The sequence below is a fragment of the Ochrobactrum quorumnocens genome, assembly GCF_002278035.1.
GTDB classification, from domain to species: Bacteria; Pseudomonadota; Alphaproteobacteria; order Rhizobiales; family Rhizobiaceae; genus Brucella; species Brucella quorumnocens.
Genome location: NZ_CP022604.1, coordinates 372,598 through 388,003 on the forward strand (window position 1 = coordinate 372,598; position 15,406 = coordinate 388,003).

Sequence of the window (15,406 nt, forward strand, 5' to 3'; positions counted from 1 at the left end):
GTAGCTAACAACGCGCTCGCCAGCCTAGCTGGACAGGCCATATTTTCCCAACTGACGACCCGGAACGCTCATGATCCAGACGCCCTACTATCTGATCGACAAGACCAAGCTGAAGCGCAACATGGAAAAGGTTGCCTACGTGCGCGAGAAATCCGGCGCAAAGGCCCTTTTGGCGCTGAAGTGCTTTGCCACATGGTCGGTGTTTGATCTGATGAGCGAATATATGGACGGCACGACGTCGTCTTCGCTTAATGAAGTGCGTCTTGGTCATGAGAGATTTGGCGGCGAAACCCATGCCTATAGCGTGGCCTATGCTGATCATGAGATTGATGAAGTCATCAGCCATGCTGACAAGATCATCTTCAATTCCATTGGCCAGTTCGAGCGTTTTGCCGATAAAGCGTCGCATATCAAGCGCGGCTTGCGTCTTAATCCCGGCATTTCCTCGTCGACCTTTGATCTTGCCGATCCGGCGCGTCCGTTCAGCCGTCTTGGCGAATGGGATGTCGCGAAGGTCGAGAAGGTCATGGACCGCGTTACCGGCTTCATGATCCATAACAATTGCGAAAATTCTGATTTTGGTCTTTTCGACAAGATGCTGACCGATATTGAAGAAAAGTTCGGCTCGCTCCTGCATCGCGTTGAATGGGTGAGCCTTGGCGGCGGCATCCACTTCACAGGCGATGATTATCCGGTCGATGATTTCTGCGCACGCCTGAAGTCGTTTTCGGAAAAGTTCGGCGTACAGGTTTATCTGGAGCCAGGCGAAGCTTCGATCACCAAGACCACGACACTGGAAGTGACGGTTCTCGATACGCTTTATAATGGCAAAAACCTCGCCATCGTCGATAGCTCGATTGAAGCGCATATGCTCGACCTGCTCATCTATCGCGAAAAGGCGAAGATGGCGCCAAACGACGGCGATCATAGCTACATGATCTGCGGTAAGTCCTGCCTTGCCGGTGATATTTTCGGCGAGTTCAATTTCGACAAGCCTTTGCAAATCGGCGACCGCCTCTCATTTGAAGATGCGGCTGGTTATACGATGGTCAAGAAGAACTGGTTTAATGGCGTGAAAATGCCAGCCATTGCCGTGCGCGAACTTGATGGAACGGTCACAGTTGTCCGCGAATTTGATTATGCGGATTTTGAAGGGTCGCTTTCATAAAGATCCTGTTGCAGCGGTTCAGACTGCAATGAACTCATGTGTTCCGACGGGAAAGTGATCGGGACGAGAAACAGATGGCGGGTAACCGCTGGAAGAGGAAGCATCGACAGAAAATGAAGAAGAACGTTCTCATTATCGGCGCCGGGGGCGTGGCACAGGTTGTTGCACATAAATGTGCGCAAAACTCTGACATTTTGGGCGATATCCATATTGCGTCCCGCACGGTTGAGAAATGCCGCAAGATTATCGATAGCGTGCATGAAAAGAAGAGCCTCAAGACTGAGGTGAAGCTGGAAGCGCATGCGCTGGACGCTCTGGATGTGGAAGCCACCAAGGCTCTGATCCAGAAGACAGGCGTTCAGATCGTCATCAATGTCGGCTCGGCCTTCCTCAATATGTCGGTCCTCCGCGCCTGTATCGATACGGGCGTGGCTTACATGGACACTGCGATCCATGAAGACCCAAAAAAGATCTGCGAGACTCCACCGTGGTATGGCAACTACGAATGGAAACACCTGAAGGAATGCGAAGAGAAGGGCATCACTGCCATTCTTGGCATTGGTTTTGATCCGGGCGTGGTCAATGCCTATGCGCGTCTGGCTGCTGACGATTATCTCGATGAAGTCAAATCCATCGATATCGTTGACATCAATGCCGGTTCACATGGCCGTTGGTTCTCGACTAATTTCGACCCGGAAATCAATTTCCGCGAATTTACCGGCACGGTTTATTCCTGGCAGAATGGCGATTGGCAGTCGAACAAGATGTTCGAAGTCGGCCACACCTTTGACCTGCCTGTCGTTGGCCCGAGCAAGGCCTATATGACCGGCCATGATGAAGTGCATTCGCTTGCAAAGAACTATCCGAACGCTGATGTGCGTTTCTGGATGGGCTTTGGTGATCACTACATCAATGTCTTCACGGTGCTGAACAATTTGGGCCTCCTGTCCGAACAGCCGGTCAAGACAGCTGAAGGTCTGGAAGTTGTGCCGCTCAAGGTGGTCAAGGCCGTTCTGCCTGATCCATCGTCGCTGGCACCAGACTATACCGGCAAGACATGCATTGGCGATTTCGTCAAGGGAACCAAGGACGGCAAGGAGAAGGAAGTCTTCATCTATAACGTTGCCGACCACAAGGAAGCCTATAACGAAGTTGGTTCGCAGGGCATTTCCTACACGGCAGGCGTACCACCGGTTGCAGCCGCGATCCTGATCGCTTCGGGCGAATGGGATGTGAAGAAGATGGTCAATGTGGAAGAGCTTAATCCAAAGCCTTTCCTCAACATCCTCAACCATATCGGCCTGTCATCGCGCATCAAGGATGAAGATGGCGACCGCGCTCTCGATTTTGCGTAATCTTGGCCTGAATATTTAAAATAAACCCCGCCCAATGCCATGGCTTTGAGCGGGGTTTTTTGTTGTGTGTCTTGTTGTTCTCCCCTCGATCCTCATCCTGAGGAGGCCCGTAGGGGCGTCTCGAAGGGTTGAGGGCGAGGGGTTGGCTGCGAGAGGCGCGGTCATTGTGTTTCAGGTGCTCACTGGACCTCGTCCTTCGAGGCTGCGCTACGCGCCGCACTTCAGGATGAGGTGTGAGTTTATTCCGGCATATTCGGCCAAGTGTCTGACAGGCGATATCCACTCGGAAACGGGTCGCTTGGATCGAGCATGAGCTGCGAAGTGCCTGTCACCCATGCGCGACCGGAAATGATAGGGCTGATAGCGGGTTTCCCGCCCAATTCCAGAGCCTTGTCCAGCCGGCAATGAAATTCGGTGCCAAGTACGGATTTGCCGATAAATCTTTCACCGACCTGCATTTGGCCTTTTGCGTGCAGCACTGCCATACGCGCCGAACAACCGGTACCGGTTGGTGAGCGATCAAGCTTGGCCGGGCGGATCGCCACGGTGTTGACGCCGGTGAGTACATCGCCATCGCGTGTCACCGGTTCAGTGATCTGGCAGAATGAAATGTGGTTCCAGTCTTTCTCAGGATGGCGGAAACCGAGTTGTTCATTGGCGGCTTTGGTGATCTTTACGCCGATTTCGGCCAGTTCACGCGCCTGACCCGGCTCGATCTTCATGCCTATATGCGTCGCATCGACAATGACGAAACTGTCGCCGCCATAAGCAGTATCGACGGTAATTGTGCCAAGCCCTTCGATTTCCAATGTAGCATCCAGACGATCTGCAAAGGACGGCACGTTGCGGACACTGATGCGCTCGGCCTTGCCGTTCCGGCATTCAGCTTCCACCTCAATAATACCGCCCGGTGCTTCAAGAACCATGCGTGTCACAGGTTCCTGCATCGGAATGATGCCGCTATCCAGCAAAACCGTGGAGACACAGATCGAATTGGAGCCAGACATTGGTGGGGTGTCGGCGGGTTCCATGATGATGAAACCCATCTGCGCGCGCGGATCTTTTGGTGGAACCAGCAGATTGACATGGCGGAACACGCCGCCACGCGGCTCGTTCAACACGAAGTTGCGCAAGGTCTCGTCACTGGCGATGAAGCGCGACTGCTCCCACACTGTATTGCCCGGAGGAGGGGCCACGCCACCGACGATGACATCACCGACTTCGCCTTCTGCGTGACAGCCGACAATATGGATGACTTTGGTGCTGCGCATGATTTCCCTCGCAAAATTGCATTTGCGATATTCCTAGATAATCAGATGTAACGGTCAACTGTTCTGCAGACCAGAAAGTGCATTTTTGCGACATGTCTGGAAATTGATTTCCTCACATGTCAGGAGGTAAGAATTTACTTCCCAGGGTGTGTTGCTTCTTTAAGCAAGTCTGATATCCATTGTGCTCTTAATTTGTGCAAATCGATGCGCAGCCCGCTTGGCTCCGGATCAATTTCTGGAACATCCACAACGTTCCCGTTAGAAATTGAACAACCCGAAAAGTGGGGGTGTTATCGCTGTTGAAGCGATGAACACTCTTAGCCGGCATGGGACGATCGATATTCGTATCACACGCCATTCTCCTCAGATCGACATGGTCTCTGAGCCTTTGATGTCTCGGCGCGTGTTTTAGCTATGGATTGTCCGGTGGGTTGACGGCCCCGGATGGTTCGGGGGAGTGAACTGTGACCAATACATTTGATGCGGGCTTTCACGAGCCACATATGAGCAGCGTTCGGCGCTGGACCCGGGAAATGGCGACGGCTCTCAAATTGGGCTGGCCGCTGATTCTGACCAATCTTTCGCAAGCTGCATTGACGGCAACCGACGTGATCTTCATTGGCCGTCTTGGCAAGGACACACTGGCCTCGGCGCTATTGACCACGAGTTTTTATCACACGCTGATGATCTTCTCGATGGGTCTGGTTTCGGCTGTGATGCCAATGATCGCTATTGCACTGGGCAGGAACCGTCATTCAGTGCGCGATGTGCGCCGTACCGTGCGTCAGGGCATGTGGTCGGCGATCATCATCTCGATTCCGATCTGGATCGTACTCTGGCATTGCGAGGAAATATTCCTCTTCCTTGGCCAGCAACCGGATATTGCCGCGCGCTCGACCGATTTCATGCATACGCTGCAATGGGCGCTGTTGCCGTATCTGTTTTATATCGTGCTGCGCTCATTCTTCGCGGCGATGGAAAAGCCGATGTGGACGCTGATTGTTGCGGCGGTTGCTATCGGGTTTAATGCGCTGGCTGGCTGGACACTGATTTTCGGCCACTTCGGTTTTCCAAGAATGGAGCTCCATGGGGCGGGTATCGCCACCACTCTGTCGAGCACGATGATGTTCTTGGGCATGGCATTCATTACCATGCGCCACCGCCGCTTTCGCCGTTATCGGCTGTTCGGACGTTTTTGGCGTCCGGACTGGCCGCGTTTCATAGAGCTATGGCGCATTGGTTTTCCGATGGCGCTGACCTTTGTGTTTGAAACGTCGATCTTTTATGCGGCCGTTGTCATGATGGGCTATATAGGCCCTACTGCAATGGCAGCCCATGCGGTTGCGATACAGGTCGCTTCTCTGAGTTTCATGGTGCCGCTTGGTTTCGGGCAGGTTGCCACGGTACGGGTGGGGCGTGCCTATGGACGCGGCGATACTCAAGCTGTGGCCTATGCGGGATGGAGCGCTTATGCACTTGGCGTTGGTTTCATGGCGATCATGGGACTGCTGATGATCCTGATTCCGCGTTTGTTTATCGGTGTGTTTCTTAACCTGAAGGACCCGGAAAACTTCGCCGTTATCGAACTTGCGGTCACATTCCTTGCGCTTGCGGCACTTTTCCAGATTGTCGATGGGGCACAGGCAGTAGCCGCAGGCATGCTACGTGGCCTCAGAGATACGCGCGTCCCTATGTATCTGGCATTGGTCGGCTACTGGGGTGTAGGGTTGCCGTTCGGCGCGCTGCTTGCGTTCCAGTTTGGCTTTGGTGGTTCAGGCGTCTGGCTTGGTCTGGCCGCAGGGCTTGCGATAGTTTCGGTGCTGATGACCATGCGCTGGCGACGTTCTCTCATGCGCATTAGAGCATAATCCGACCGGAGTAAAACGAGGGTCGATAAGATTATGCTTTAAATATAATAAGTTAGAGCGCCGATCCAATTCAATCAGATCGAAACGCGCTCCAGTGTCGTATCAAAATAACTTGGAGCATTTGAACCACAAACGCGATGCAGTTTTACGTGGTATATTGCATAAAGACAAACATTTGGAGCGGGTACAAGGGTTATGTATCCACCTGAGCCGCTCTAAGTTTGAAGGGCTTTTTCAGGCTGGACAAGCATAAGATTTTCAATCAGCGCGGATCGCAAAAAAATGCCGCACGGTAGAAACCATACGGCATGATCTGCGATGCTGCGGATATCGTTTTGTACCCGCTAAAATCAAGTGCCCCCAAATTATTTCGTGAGTGCAATAATACGGTCGAGCGCTGCGCCGTAGCCTTTCAATGAAATTTTAAAAGCCACGGCCTGACTTGGGCTAAGCGCAGTCGCATTCACGTTCAAATTAGTACCGGCCTTCAAAGCGGCCACTTGCTTGGCATCAAAACTCACTGGTGCCAGACAACCCTGTGGCAGACAGGTCGAAAAAGCCAGCTGTGGTCCGTCAGCTTCATCAATCTTGAGCGTTACGCCCTTAGCGATATCAAGGCCAAACGGCATTAGAATGACGCCTTCAACCTTACCGCCAGCTGTATTGCGCAACTCGGCAGTCAGAACGCGCTGACCCGTCTGCGTGCTGCTTTGATCCTGCCGTACAGCGCAGACAGTTGTTTCTTTTTCGGACTGACAGGAAACTGTCCAGTCCTGATACGTTTCCTGCAGTGTACTTGCACCGCCCGGGAGAGGGGCAGCAAACGCTGGAACACTCGAAATCACAGCAAAGCCAATTGCAAGACCGATTGGTGTATAGGTTTTCATAAATACATTCTCTTTTAAGCGGTAATGAGAAAGGTCGTTAAACAAACTGCGAGCCCAACGATACTCATAGTCATAAACGTAATTGAATACAATATGTAATATATTGACATCTATCAACAATATAAATGTTTTCTAAAATATATCCGCTCTAATATTAAATATTCGAATAGAATACGCATATGAAACACTTGAGAGAAGGCAGGTTTCAGGCACCTTCGCATGGTGTGGCCTTGTCGGATGATGCGCCGTCAAACGCGGGCTTTGGGCATTCAGCATAATCAATGGTGCAATAGAAAATTTAAATAACCGTGTTCTAAATATCTATAAAATGACAGCCAATTAATTGTTGGCAAAATACAGCGAAATATAAATTGCATGTAAATAAAGTAATATTTAGTTGGGTGAATATAATATACTATTAAATAGTGCCAGATTTGTCACATAGTTATTTATAATAGTCATTCTCTATAAGTTGTAATTGAGATTTACGACAGATTCATTCTATCAGTCGGCAGTGTTAATTATTCAGATTTGCTGGAGGCATATCAAAATGACTATTAAGGGTTTTCTTCTGGGTTCAGCAGCAGTCATTGCAGCGGGAACTGGCGTTGCTCAAGCCGCTGATGCGATTGTTGCACCAGAACCAGAGGCCGTTGAATACGTACGCGTTTGCGATGCATATGGTGCAGGTTACTTCTACATCCCTGGAACAGAGACTTGCCTGCGCGTTTCCGGCTATGTTCGCTATGATGTGACTGGCGGCAACGATGTATATGGCCGCGGATTTACTGATCGCGACGGTGCTGCTGTTGCCAGCGACGGATACAAGCGCAAGACCTGGGACAACAAGGCTCGTTTCACACTCCGCTTCAGCACGGCTTCGGAAACTGAACTCGGCACCCTCAAGACCTATGCTGAAACCCGCTATGACTGGGGTAATGGCGAAGAAGGTGCATCCGGCTCACTGCGTTATGGCTATATCCAGCTCGGTGGTCTGCGCGTTGGTCTTGATGAATCGGCATTCGTGACCTTCCCTGGATATCTTGGCAATGTCATCAACGATGACGTGATCCTTGCAGGCGGTTATCGCACCGGCCTCATTAGCTATACCTTCAATGGTGATAATGGACTGTCCGCTATTCTATCGCTTGAACAGGGTAACAACGTCGATACCGATAATGCATACGGTTATGAGGGCGTAATCAAGGATTACACCCCGCATGTCGTTGGCGGCGTGAAATACGAACAGGGCTGGGGCAAGATCGCAGCCGTTGCAGCTTATGATGCACGTAATGAAGAATGGGCAGGCAAGCTGCGCGGCGACGTGAATATCACCGATCGCTTCTCGCTCTGGGTCATGGGCGGTTACAAGTCGAATAAGGACAAGTACTTCGACGTGAAAGACGGCTCCGGCAACGTTGTTGGCCAGGTCCGTGCCATCAGCAGCTTTTATGGCACTTGGGGTGGCGATTGGGCTGTCTGGGGTGGAGCAGCGTTCAAAGCAACCGATCAGGCTACCTTCAATGCACAGGTTGCCTACGATGGTAGCAGCACGTTCGCAGCAACCGCTAACGTGGCCTACGAACTGGTACCGGGCTTCACCGTTACTCCAGAAGTTTCTTACACCAAGTGGCAGGACGACAAGTCTTACCTCAAGGGTAAGGACGCATGGCAGGGCATGGTTCGCTTCCAGCGTTCTTTCTAATAAATATGTTGGCCGTTACATTGCGTAGCGGCCAATATACGAAATTTCATAATAATTAAATTCCAAGTCACTAAATTTAATACAAATATTATCAATATATATTGGTATTATACGCGATTAGAAATCTAGATATATTGAAATACCATTCGACGAAGTAGAAGGACTGATTTGTTAATTCAATCTGATCTCCAGTCAGAAGAATGGTGGCGGCGGACTTCGGTCCGCCGTCTTTTTTTTATTGACGAAATTTAATTAGAGCACATCCCGAAAAGTGTGAAACGGTTTTTGGACAAAGGTGCACGCTAGAACAAAATGTTAGAGCGCTGATCTGGACCAATCAGATCGAAACGCGCTCTAAAGCGGTGATCAAAAGAAAAGGCCGGATCAAGATCGGCCTTTTTCTGTGAGAATGACGCTTAGCGCGACAGCTTCATGTGACGATTGACGTCCTTGTAAAGCAAATAGCGGAACTTGCCTGGTCCACCTGCGTAGCAAGCCTGTGGACAGAAAGCGCGCAGCCACATGAAGTCGCCTGCTTCCACTTCCACCCAATCCTGGTTGAGTCGATATACGGCCTTGCCTTCGAGCACATAAAGCCCGTGTTCCATCACGTGGGTTTCTGCAAACGGAATTACGCCTCCCGGCTCGAATGTGACGACGGTCACGTGCATGTCGTGACGCAGGTCGTTCGGATCGACAAAGCGTGTTGTGGCCCAAGCACCATTGGTGTCCGGCATCGGCGTGGGTGCGATGTTCTTCTCGTTAAGGAAGAGAGGTTCTGGCACATCAAGGCCGTCGACATGCTCATAAGCCTTGCGTACCCAATGGAAACGGGAGACGGCATTGCTGTTGTTGCGAAGTCGCCAGCCACTTTTCGGCGGCAGATAGGCATATCCACCTTCGGTCAGCACATGGTCTTTACCTGCGAGCGTGACTGTTACTTCGCCTTCGACAACAAACAGCACGCCCTGTGCGCCATCGTCCAGCTCAGTGCGGTCGCTGCCGCCGCCCGGCTGCACTTCCATGATATATTGCGAGAATGTCTCGGCAAAACCTGACAGCGGGCGGGCGATGATCCACAACCGCGTCTTTTCCCAGAAGGGCAGGAAGCTTGTGACAATATCGCTGAACGTGCCTTTGGGAATGACCGCATAGGCTTCGGTGAACATCGCGCGGTCTGTCAGCAGCTGCGTCTGTGGCGGCAAGCCACCCGTCGGTGCATAATAATTTCGGCTCATCGGTCTTTTCCTAATCAGTAAAGTGTCTCTGGAAGAATGTCTTTGAGCCGTAGCAGCGCGATGCGCTCGACCTGTTCGGACGCAGTTTCCTGCTCGGCAGCTTTCGTATTCTCGACGCGCCGTTTGAAAGCGTCGAGAATTTCCTTTTTGTTACGGCCTTTAACCGCAATGATGAAAGGAAACCCGAATTTCTGCGTGTAAGCGTCGTTGAGTTCGGTGAATGTCTTCCGCTCGTCGTCTGTCAATGCATCAAGACCGGCAGAAGCCTGCTCGGCGGTGGATTCCGGCGTCAGGCGTTTGGCTGCCGCAAGTTTACCCGCAAGATCGGGGTGCGCGCGCAACACACCGAGCTTTTCGTCGTCGGATGCCGCACGGAAAGCGCGAACCAAAGCTGTGTGAAGGCCGGAGGCTGAATCGGCCAATTCAGTCAGGCGCGTGTCATAGGCACGTTCGGCAATCCACGGAGAGTGCTCAAAGATGCCGCCGAAACGGGCGACAAAATCTGCCTTGCTGGCCTTGGATGGCATAACATCGGTCGATTTTGGCTTGTGATGTTCATGCCAGTGGCGTGCAATGTCGACGCGTTTGGCGATCCAGACTTTGTCGTGGCTCTGTACGTAATCGAGGAAACGCTCCAGTGCTGCCGCGCGTCCCGGACGACCAACCAGACGGCAGTGAAGGCCAATCGACATCATCTTCGGCGCACCTTCTGCACCCTCACGGTAAAGCACGTCGAACGTATCTTTGAGGTAGGTGTAGAACTGATCGCCGGAGTTAAAGCCTTGTGGTGTTGCAAAGCGCATATCATTGGTGTCGAGCGTATAAGGCACAATGAGATGCGGACCTTTCGGTCCCTTGACCCAATAAGGCAGTTCATCGGCATAGGAATCGGCGGAATAGAGAAAGCCGCCTTCCTCCATCACAAGCTTGAGCGTGTTATCGGACGGTTTGCCCTGATAAATGCCAAGCGGACGTGAACCGGTAATTTCCGTGTGCAAGCGCACAGCTTCGCGGATGTGTTCACGTTCCACTTCCTCGGGAACATCCTTATATTCCCACCAACGCAGGCCGTGGCTGGCTATTTCCCAATCGGCTTCCTTCATGGCGGCTATGGCTTCGGGGTTCCGCTCCATGGCGAGCGTCACACCATAGACCGTGACCGGCATATTGCGTCGCGTGAATGCGCGCCACAAGCGCCAGAAGCCGGAGCGCGATCCATATTCGTAGATGGATTCCATATTGAGATTGCGCTGGGCTTTCCATGCCTGTGCGCCAACGATCTCGGAAAGCAGGCATTCAGATGCCGGGTCGCCATCGAGAATGCAGCTTTCGCCGCCTTCTTCGTAGTTTACGACGAACTGCACGGCGATATTGGCTCCACCCGGCCAGCATGGGTCTGGTGTGTTGCGGCCATAGCCAACCAGATTGCGCGGATAACTCATATGGAATTCCCTCAGTTTTTGTCTGTTTTGCCCATGATAATAAAGATTTACGCGGACCATTCCCCCTCAAAATTTTGAAAGACATCCAACGATTATCATCTTTCCCAAGACACGAAGTCGGTAAATACTCAAAATAGGGAACGAGTGCGGTTTGCAAACTTCTATGGTTTGACCAGAATAAGCCGCACTAAATCAAGTGCTTGCAACGGTTCCAATCGTGGGATCGAGAGAATCGTACAAGCGGCAGGAGTACAAATGGGTAGGCAAATAAGCGGTCAGGGCCGATTGACGACGCATGTCCTTGATACGGTGAGCGGCAAACCAGCAGCAAATCTCCGCATTGAATTACGCCGCATCGAGAATCAGCAGGCTGAAACTGTGCGCGAAATCCGCACCAATGCGGATGGTCGCTGCAACGAGCCACTGCTGGCAGGCGATGCGTTACATACTGGTTCATATGAGTTGCTTTTCCATGTTGGTGAATATTTTGGAAAGAGCGATGACGTCGTGCCATTTCTGGATGTCGTGCCGCTGCGCTTTGGCATTTCGGATGAAAAGGCGCATTATCATGTGCCGCTTCTGGTTTCGCCATTTTCCTATTCAACCTATCGCGGGAGCTAAGCGATATGGGTCAAGCCGTCAGACATAGTATCCGCTTTCTGCTGAATGGCGAGACGGTTGAACTCGACCGCGTTTCGCCAACCGAAACCTTGCTCGATTATCTGCGTCTTTCTTGCAAACTACGTGGGAGCAAGGAAGGCTGTGGCGAAGGCGATTGCGGTGCATGCACAGTGCTTGTCGGCAAGATTGTGGATGACGAGCTGATCTATGAAAGCGTGAATGCCTGCATCCGGTTTGTCGGATCGCTCGATAGCTGTCATGTCGTGACTATCGAACATTTGCGCGGGTCGGATGGTGGCCTGCATCCCGTGCAAAAGGCGATGATCGATTTTCACGGCTCACAATGCGGCTTCTGCACGCCGGGCTTCGTCATGTCGCTTTATGGCCTCTGGATGCGCAATCCAAAACCCGCAGACGCGCAGATCGAAAAGGCGTTGCAGGGCAATCTCTGTCGTTGCACCGGCTATGAAGCCATCATGCGTGCAGCCCGCGCAATCTCCGAATACGGCACACTGATCGACGATCCGCTTGCGGCTGAACGTGCGCATGTTATCAGCCAGTTGACGGCCTTGCGCGACGGCGCGCGGGTTGAAGTGGGTAGTGGTAAAGATCGTCTGGTCGTGCCTGCCAGTCTCGATGATTTTGCCACTGTTTATGCAGCCGAAGCCAAGGCAACAATTGTTGCCGGTTCTACCGATGTCGGCCTTTGGGTCACGAAAATGATGCGCGATATTTCGCCGGTCATCTTTATCGGTCATCTCACTGAACTGCGCACCATCAGCGAGGAAGACGGCGTCATCACTATTGGTGCGGGCGTAACCTATACGGAAGCTTTCTCCTTCCTTGCAAAGCGCATTCCGGCTTTGGGAAGCCTCATTAATCGCATCGGCGGCGAGCAGGTGCGCAATATGGGTACCATCGGCGGCAATATTGCCAATGGTTCGCCGATTGGCGATACGCCACCGCCATTGATTGCGCTGAACGCGAAGCTCACTCTGCGCAAGGGTACGGAACGCCGGACGATTCCTTTGGAAGAGTTTTTTATCGCCTATGGCAAGCAGGATCGCCAGCCCGGCGAGTTTGTGGAAGCCGTGCATGTGCCGGTGCCGCTCGAAGGCAGCCAGTTTGCCATTCACAAGATTTCCAAGCGTTTTGAGGAAGACATCACGGCAACGCTGGGTGCCTTCCATCTGACACTCGATAATGAGGGCAAGGTTGCATCCATCCGCATCGCCTATGGTGGTATGGCGGCAACACCAAAGCGGGCATTCAATGTGGAAGCAGCACTGACGGGTAAACTATGGGACGAGGAGAGCGTTGAAGCAGCGCTTGAATCCTATAGCCTCGACTATCAGCCTCTAAGCGATATGCGCGCGACGGCTGATTATCGCTTGCTGGTCGCCAAGAATTTACTCCGCCGCTTTTATGCTGAAACGCAAGGGCAAGCCGAACCTTTGCGCGTGCCAAGCGTTGAAGCTGCATAGGGAGGATGACATGAACAAGCATCCTGCAAACGCTCTTAAAGCTGCCCGTATTAAAGGCGGCGTCGCGACCGATCAGCGCCATGATTCCGCGCATAAGCATGTGACGGGTGAAGCGGTCTATATCGACGATATTCCAGAGCCTGAAGGGACGCTGCATATCGGCGTCGGCTTCTCGACTGTTGCGCACGCTAAAATCAATGCTGTTGATTTGTCCGCAGTGCGTGCGGCACCCGGTGTGGTCGACGTGCTGACTTATAAGGATGTGCCGGGCGAAAACGATGTCTCGCCATCGGGGATGCATGACGATCCGATCTTCGCGGTTGATAACATTCAGTTCCACGGTCAGCCGATCTTTGCGGTTGTTGCCCGCACGCGCGATCAGGCGCGCCGCGCAGCCCGTCTTGCCAAGGTCGAATATGAAGAAATGCCGGGCCTGTTTTCGATTTCTGGTCTTGACGGTTACAAGGACAAGTTGGTCTTCACACCACTGACGCTTAATCGGGGTGATGCCCGCAAGGCCATTGACGACGCGCCGCGTAAAGTCAAAGCGCGTATGCTTGTTGGTGGGCAGGATCACTTCTATCTCGAAGGTCAGGCTTCACTCGCCATCCCCGGCGAGGATGACGATGTAACGATCTATTGCTCAACGCAGGGGCCAAGCGAAACGCAGCATCTGGTTGCACATGCGCTGGGTGTGCCGAGCCATTCGGTGACGGTCGAAGTACGCCGTATGGGCGGCGGTTTCGGCGGTAAGGAAACGCAAGCCAATCAATGGGCAGCCATTGCTGCAATTGCTGCCAAGAAACATAAACGCGCCGTTAAAGTTCGTCTTGATCGTGATGAGGATATGACCTCAACCGGCAAGCGGCATGATTTTATGATCGATTATGAAGTCGGTTTCGACGATGAAGGCAACATTCTCGGTGTCGATTATCTTTTTGCTCTGAATGCGGGTTTCTCTGCCGATCTATCTGGCCCTGTTGGGGACCGTGCGCTGTTTCATTGCGACAATGCCTATTTCTTCCCGGCCGTTCATGCGCAGTCGGCACCGCTTTATACCAATACCGTATCCAACACGGCATTCCGTGGCTTCGGTGGCCCGCAGGGCATGGTGGGTGCCGAGCGCGTTATTGAGGAAGTGGCGTTTGCTGTTGGCAAAGACCCTCTCGAAATCCGCAAGCTCAATTTCTACGATGCCATGGGAACCGACGGTGCGCGCAATGTGACGCCCTATCACCAGAAGGTGGAAGACTGCATCATTCAGCGCATCGTTGCCGAGCTTGAGGAAAGCGCTGATTACGCGCAACGTCGTGAAGCAATCCGCGAGTTCAATGCGAAAAGCCGCTATGTGAAACGTGGCATGTCGCTGACGCCGGTGAAATTCGGTATTTCCTTCACCAAGACGGAATCTAATCAGGCTGGCGCGCTGGTGCATGTCTATAATGACGGCTCGGTGCATATGAACCACGGTGGCACCGAGATGGGGCAGGGGCTTCATCTCAAAGTAGCCCAAGTGGTGGCAGAAGAATTCCAGATTGACCTTGATCGTGTAAAGATCACTGCAACGACGACTGCGAAAGTGCCGAACACAGCTCCCACGGCAGCATCGTCCGGTGCTGATTTGAACGGTATGGCCGCGCAGGATGCGGCGCGTCAGATCAAGAAGCGGCTCATTCATTTTGCAGCGCAGCAACATCAGGTACCGGAAGATCAGGTCGTTTTCCTTCCCAACCGCATCCGCGTTGGTAATCAGGAAATCAGCTTCAATGATCTCGTGAAGCAAGCTTATATCGGCCGCGTTCAGTTATCAGCATCGGGTCATTACAAAACGCCGAAAATCCATTGGGATCGCGCAAAGGGTAAAGGCCACGCCTTCTATTATTACGCTTATGGTGCAGCCTGTTCGGAAGTTTCTGTCGATACACTGACTGGCGAATATGTGGTGGAGCGCACCGATATTCTTCACGATACGGGCCGTTCGCTGAACCGTGTCATTGATATTGGTCAGGTGGAAGGCGGCTTCGTGCAGGGCATGGGCTGGCTGACCACGGAAGAGCTTGTCTGGGACAATAAAGGGCGGTTGCGCACACATGCGCCATCGACCTACAAGATCCCATTGGCATCAGACCGTCCAAAGATTTTCAATGTTGCGCTGACGGACTGGTCGGAAGCTTACGAACCAACTATCCATCGCTCCAAAGCTGTGGGTGAGCCGCCGCTGCCGCATGGCATGTCGGTGCTCTATGCACTCTCGGATGCTGTTGCCAGCGTTGCCGATCACAAAATCAGTCCGCGCCTCGATGCGCCTGCCACGCCGGAGCGTGTGCTGATGGCCATCGAACGGCTGCGCAGTCAGAAGGGCTAATG

11 protein-coding genes are annotated in these 15,406 nt (G+C 52.6%); 7 read left to right on the top strand and 4 right to left on the bottom strand.

Annotation, left to right across the window (positions count from 1 at the left end):
* Positions 1 to 70 precede the first annotated feature (70 nt).
* Together nspC and CES85_RS11195 are read left to right on the top strand one after the other, a co-directional pair.
* Entirely contained in the window at positions 71 to 1,168 is a 1,098-nt protein-coding gene (nspC, locus tag CES85_RS11190) for a carboxynorspermidine decarboxylase (protein WP_095446065.1), read from the top strand.
* 113 nt (positions 1,169 to 1,281) lie between these two features.
* On the top strand, positions 1,282 to 2,523 hold the full coding sequence (locus CES85_RS11195) for a saccharopine dehydrogenase family protein (protein WP_095446066.1): 1,242 nt from the start codon (positions 1,282 to 1,284) through the stop codon (positions 2,521 to 2,523).
* Between the two features lie 239 nt (positions 2,524 to 2,762).
* Here CES85_RS11195 and CES85_RS11200 read toward each other — a convergent pair whose 3' ends face one another.
* Complete coding sequence (locus CES85_RS11200; RefSeq protein WP_095446067.1) at positions 2,763 to 3,794, bottom strand: trans-3-hydroxy-L-proline dehydratase; 1,032 nt, start codon at positions 3,792 to 3,794, stop codon at positions 2,763 to 2,765.
* Positions 3,795 to 4,258: 464 nt separating this feature from the next.
* Between CES85_RS11200 and CES85_RS11205 the strand changes: the two genes are divergently transcribed.
* Positions 4,259 to 5,662 carry an MATE family efflux transporter gene (locus CES85_RS11205; protein WP_095446068.1) on the top strand — a complete coding sequence of 468 codons (1,404 nt, stop codon included), beginning with the start codon at positions 4,259 to 4,261 and terminating at the stop codon, positions 5,660 to 5,662.
* A 365-nt stretch (positions 5,663 to 6,027) separates the two neighbouring features.
* Here CES85_RS11205 and CES85_RS11210 read toward each other — a convergent pair whose 3' ends face one another.
* A complete protein-coding gene (locus CES85_RS11210; RefSeq protein ID WP_095446069.1) occupies positions 6,028 to 6,549 on the bottom strand; it encodes an invasion associated locus B family protein in 522 nt (173 codons plus the stop codon).
* A 550-nt stretch (positions 6,550 to 7,099) separates the two neighbouring features.
* On the opposite strand from CES85_RS11210, the gene CES85_RS11215 reads away from it, so the two are divergent.
* Entirely contained in the window at positions 7,100 to 8,254 is a 1,155-nt protein-coding gene (locus tag CES85_RS11215; protein ID WP_095446070.1) for a porin, read from the top strand.
* A gap of 416 nt (positions 8,255 to 8,670) precedes the next feature.
* On the opposite strand, the gene CES85_RS11220 is transcribed toward CES85_RS11215, so the two are convergent.
* The gene (locus tag CES85_RS11220) at positions 8,671 to 9,492 is read right to left on the bottom strand and encodes a bifunctional allantoicase/(S)-ureidoglycine aminohydrolase (protein ID WP_095446071.1); all 822 of its coding nucleotides are present in this window, start codon (positions 9,490 to 9,492) and stop codon (positions 8,671 to 8,673) included.
* 14 nt (positions 9,493 to 9,506) lie between these two features.
* Entirely contained in the window at positions 9,507 to 10,934 is a 1,428-nt protein-coding gene (gene puuE, locus CES85_RS11225; protein ID WP_095446072.1) for an allantoinase PuuE, read from the bottom strand.
* 255 nt (positions 10,935 to 11,189) lie between these two features.
* On the opposite strand from puuE, the gene uraH reads away from it, so the two are divergent.
* Genes uraH through xdhB form a run of 3 tightly spaced genes read left to right on the top strand, consistent with a single transcriptional unit; the run spans position 11,190 to position 15,404 of the window.
* Positions 11,190 to 11,555, top strand: coding sequence for a hydroxyisourate hydrolase (gene uraH / locus CES85_RS11230; RefSeq protein WP_095446073.1), 366 nt, complete (start codon positions 11,190 to 11,192; stop codon positions 11,553 to 11,555).
* 5 nt (positions 11,556 to 11,560) lie between these two features.
* Positions 11,561 to 13,039, top strand: coding sequence for a xanthine dehydrogenase small subunit (gene xdhA, locus CES85_RS11235; protein WP_095446074.1), 1,479 nt, complete (start codon positions 11,561 to 11,563; stop codon positions 13,037 to 13,039).
* 10 nt (positions 13,040 to 13,049) lie between these two features.
* Entirely contained in the window at positions 13,050 to 15,404 is a 2,355-nt protein-coding gene (xdhB, locus tag CES85_RS11240; protein WP_095446075.1) for a xanthine dehydrogenase molybdopterin binding subunit, read from the top strand.
* Positions 15,405 to 15,406: the final 2 nt, after the last annotated feature.

What these genes read in the sequence shown, in the direction of transcription:
- CES85_RS11195 (WP_095446066.1), top strand. Translation starts at nt 1,282, where the DNA reads ATGAAGAAGAACGTTCTCATTATCGGCGCCGGGGGCGTGGCACAGGTT.
- xdhB (WP_095446075.1), top strand. Translation starts at nt 13,050, where the DNA reads ATGAACAAGCATCCTGCAAACGCTCTTAAAGCTGCCCGTATTAAAGGC.
- CES85_RS11200 (WP_095446067.1), bottom strand. Translation starts at nt 3,794, where the DNA reads ATGCGCAGCACCAAAGTCATCCATATTGTCGGCTGTCACGCAGAAGGC.
- CES85_RS11215 (WP_095446070.1), top strand. Translation starts at nt 7,100, where the DNA reads ATGACTATTAAGGGTTTTCTTCTGGGTTCAGCAGCAGTCATTGCAGCG.
- nspC (WP_095446065.1), top strand. Translation starts at nt 71, where the DNA reads ATGATCCAGACGCCCTACTATCTGATCGACAAGACCAAGCTGAAGCGC.
- xdhA (WP_095446074.1), top strand. Translation starts at nt 11,561, where the DNA reads ATGGGTCAAGCCGTCAGACATAGTATCCGCTTTCTGCTGAATGGCGAG.
- uraH (WP_095446073.1), top strand. Translation starts at nt 11,190, where the DNA reads ATGGGTAGGCAAATAAGCGGTCAGGGCCGATTGACGACGCATGTCCTT.
- puuE (WP_095446072.1), bottom strand. Translation starts at nt 10,934, where the DNA reads ATGAGTTATCCGCGCAATCTGGTTGGCTATGGCCGCAACACACCAGAC.
- CES85_RS11220 (WP_095446071.1), bottom strand. Translation starts at nt 9,492, where the DNA reads ATGAGCCGAAATTATTATGCACCGACGGGTGGCTTGCCGCCACAGACG.
- CES85_RS11210 (WP_095446069.1), bottom strand. Translation starts at nt 6,549, where the DNA reads ATGAAAACCTATACACCAATCGGTCTTGCAATTGGCTTTGCTGTGATT.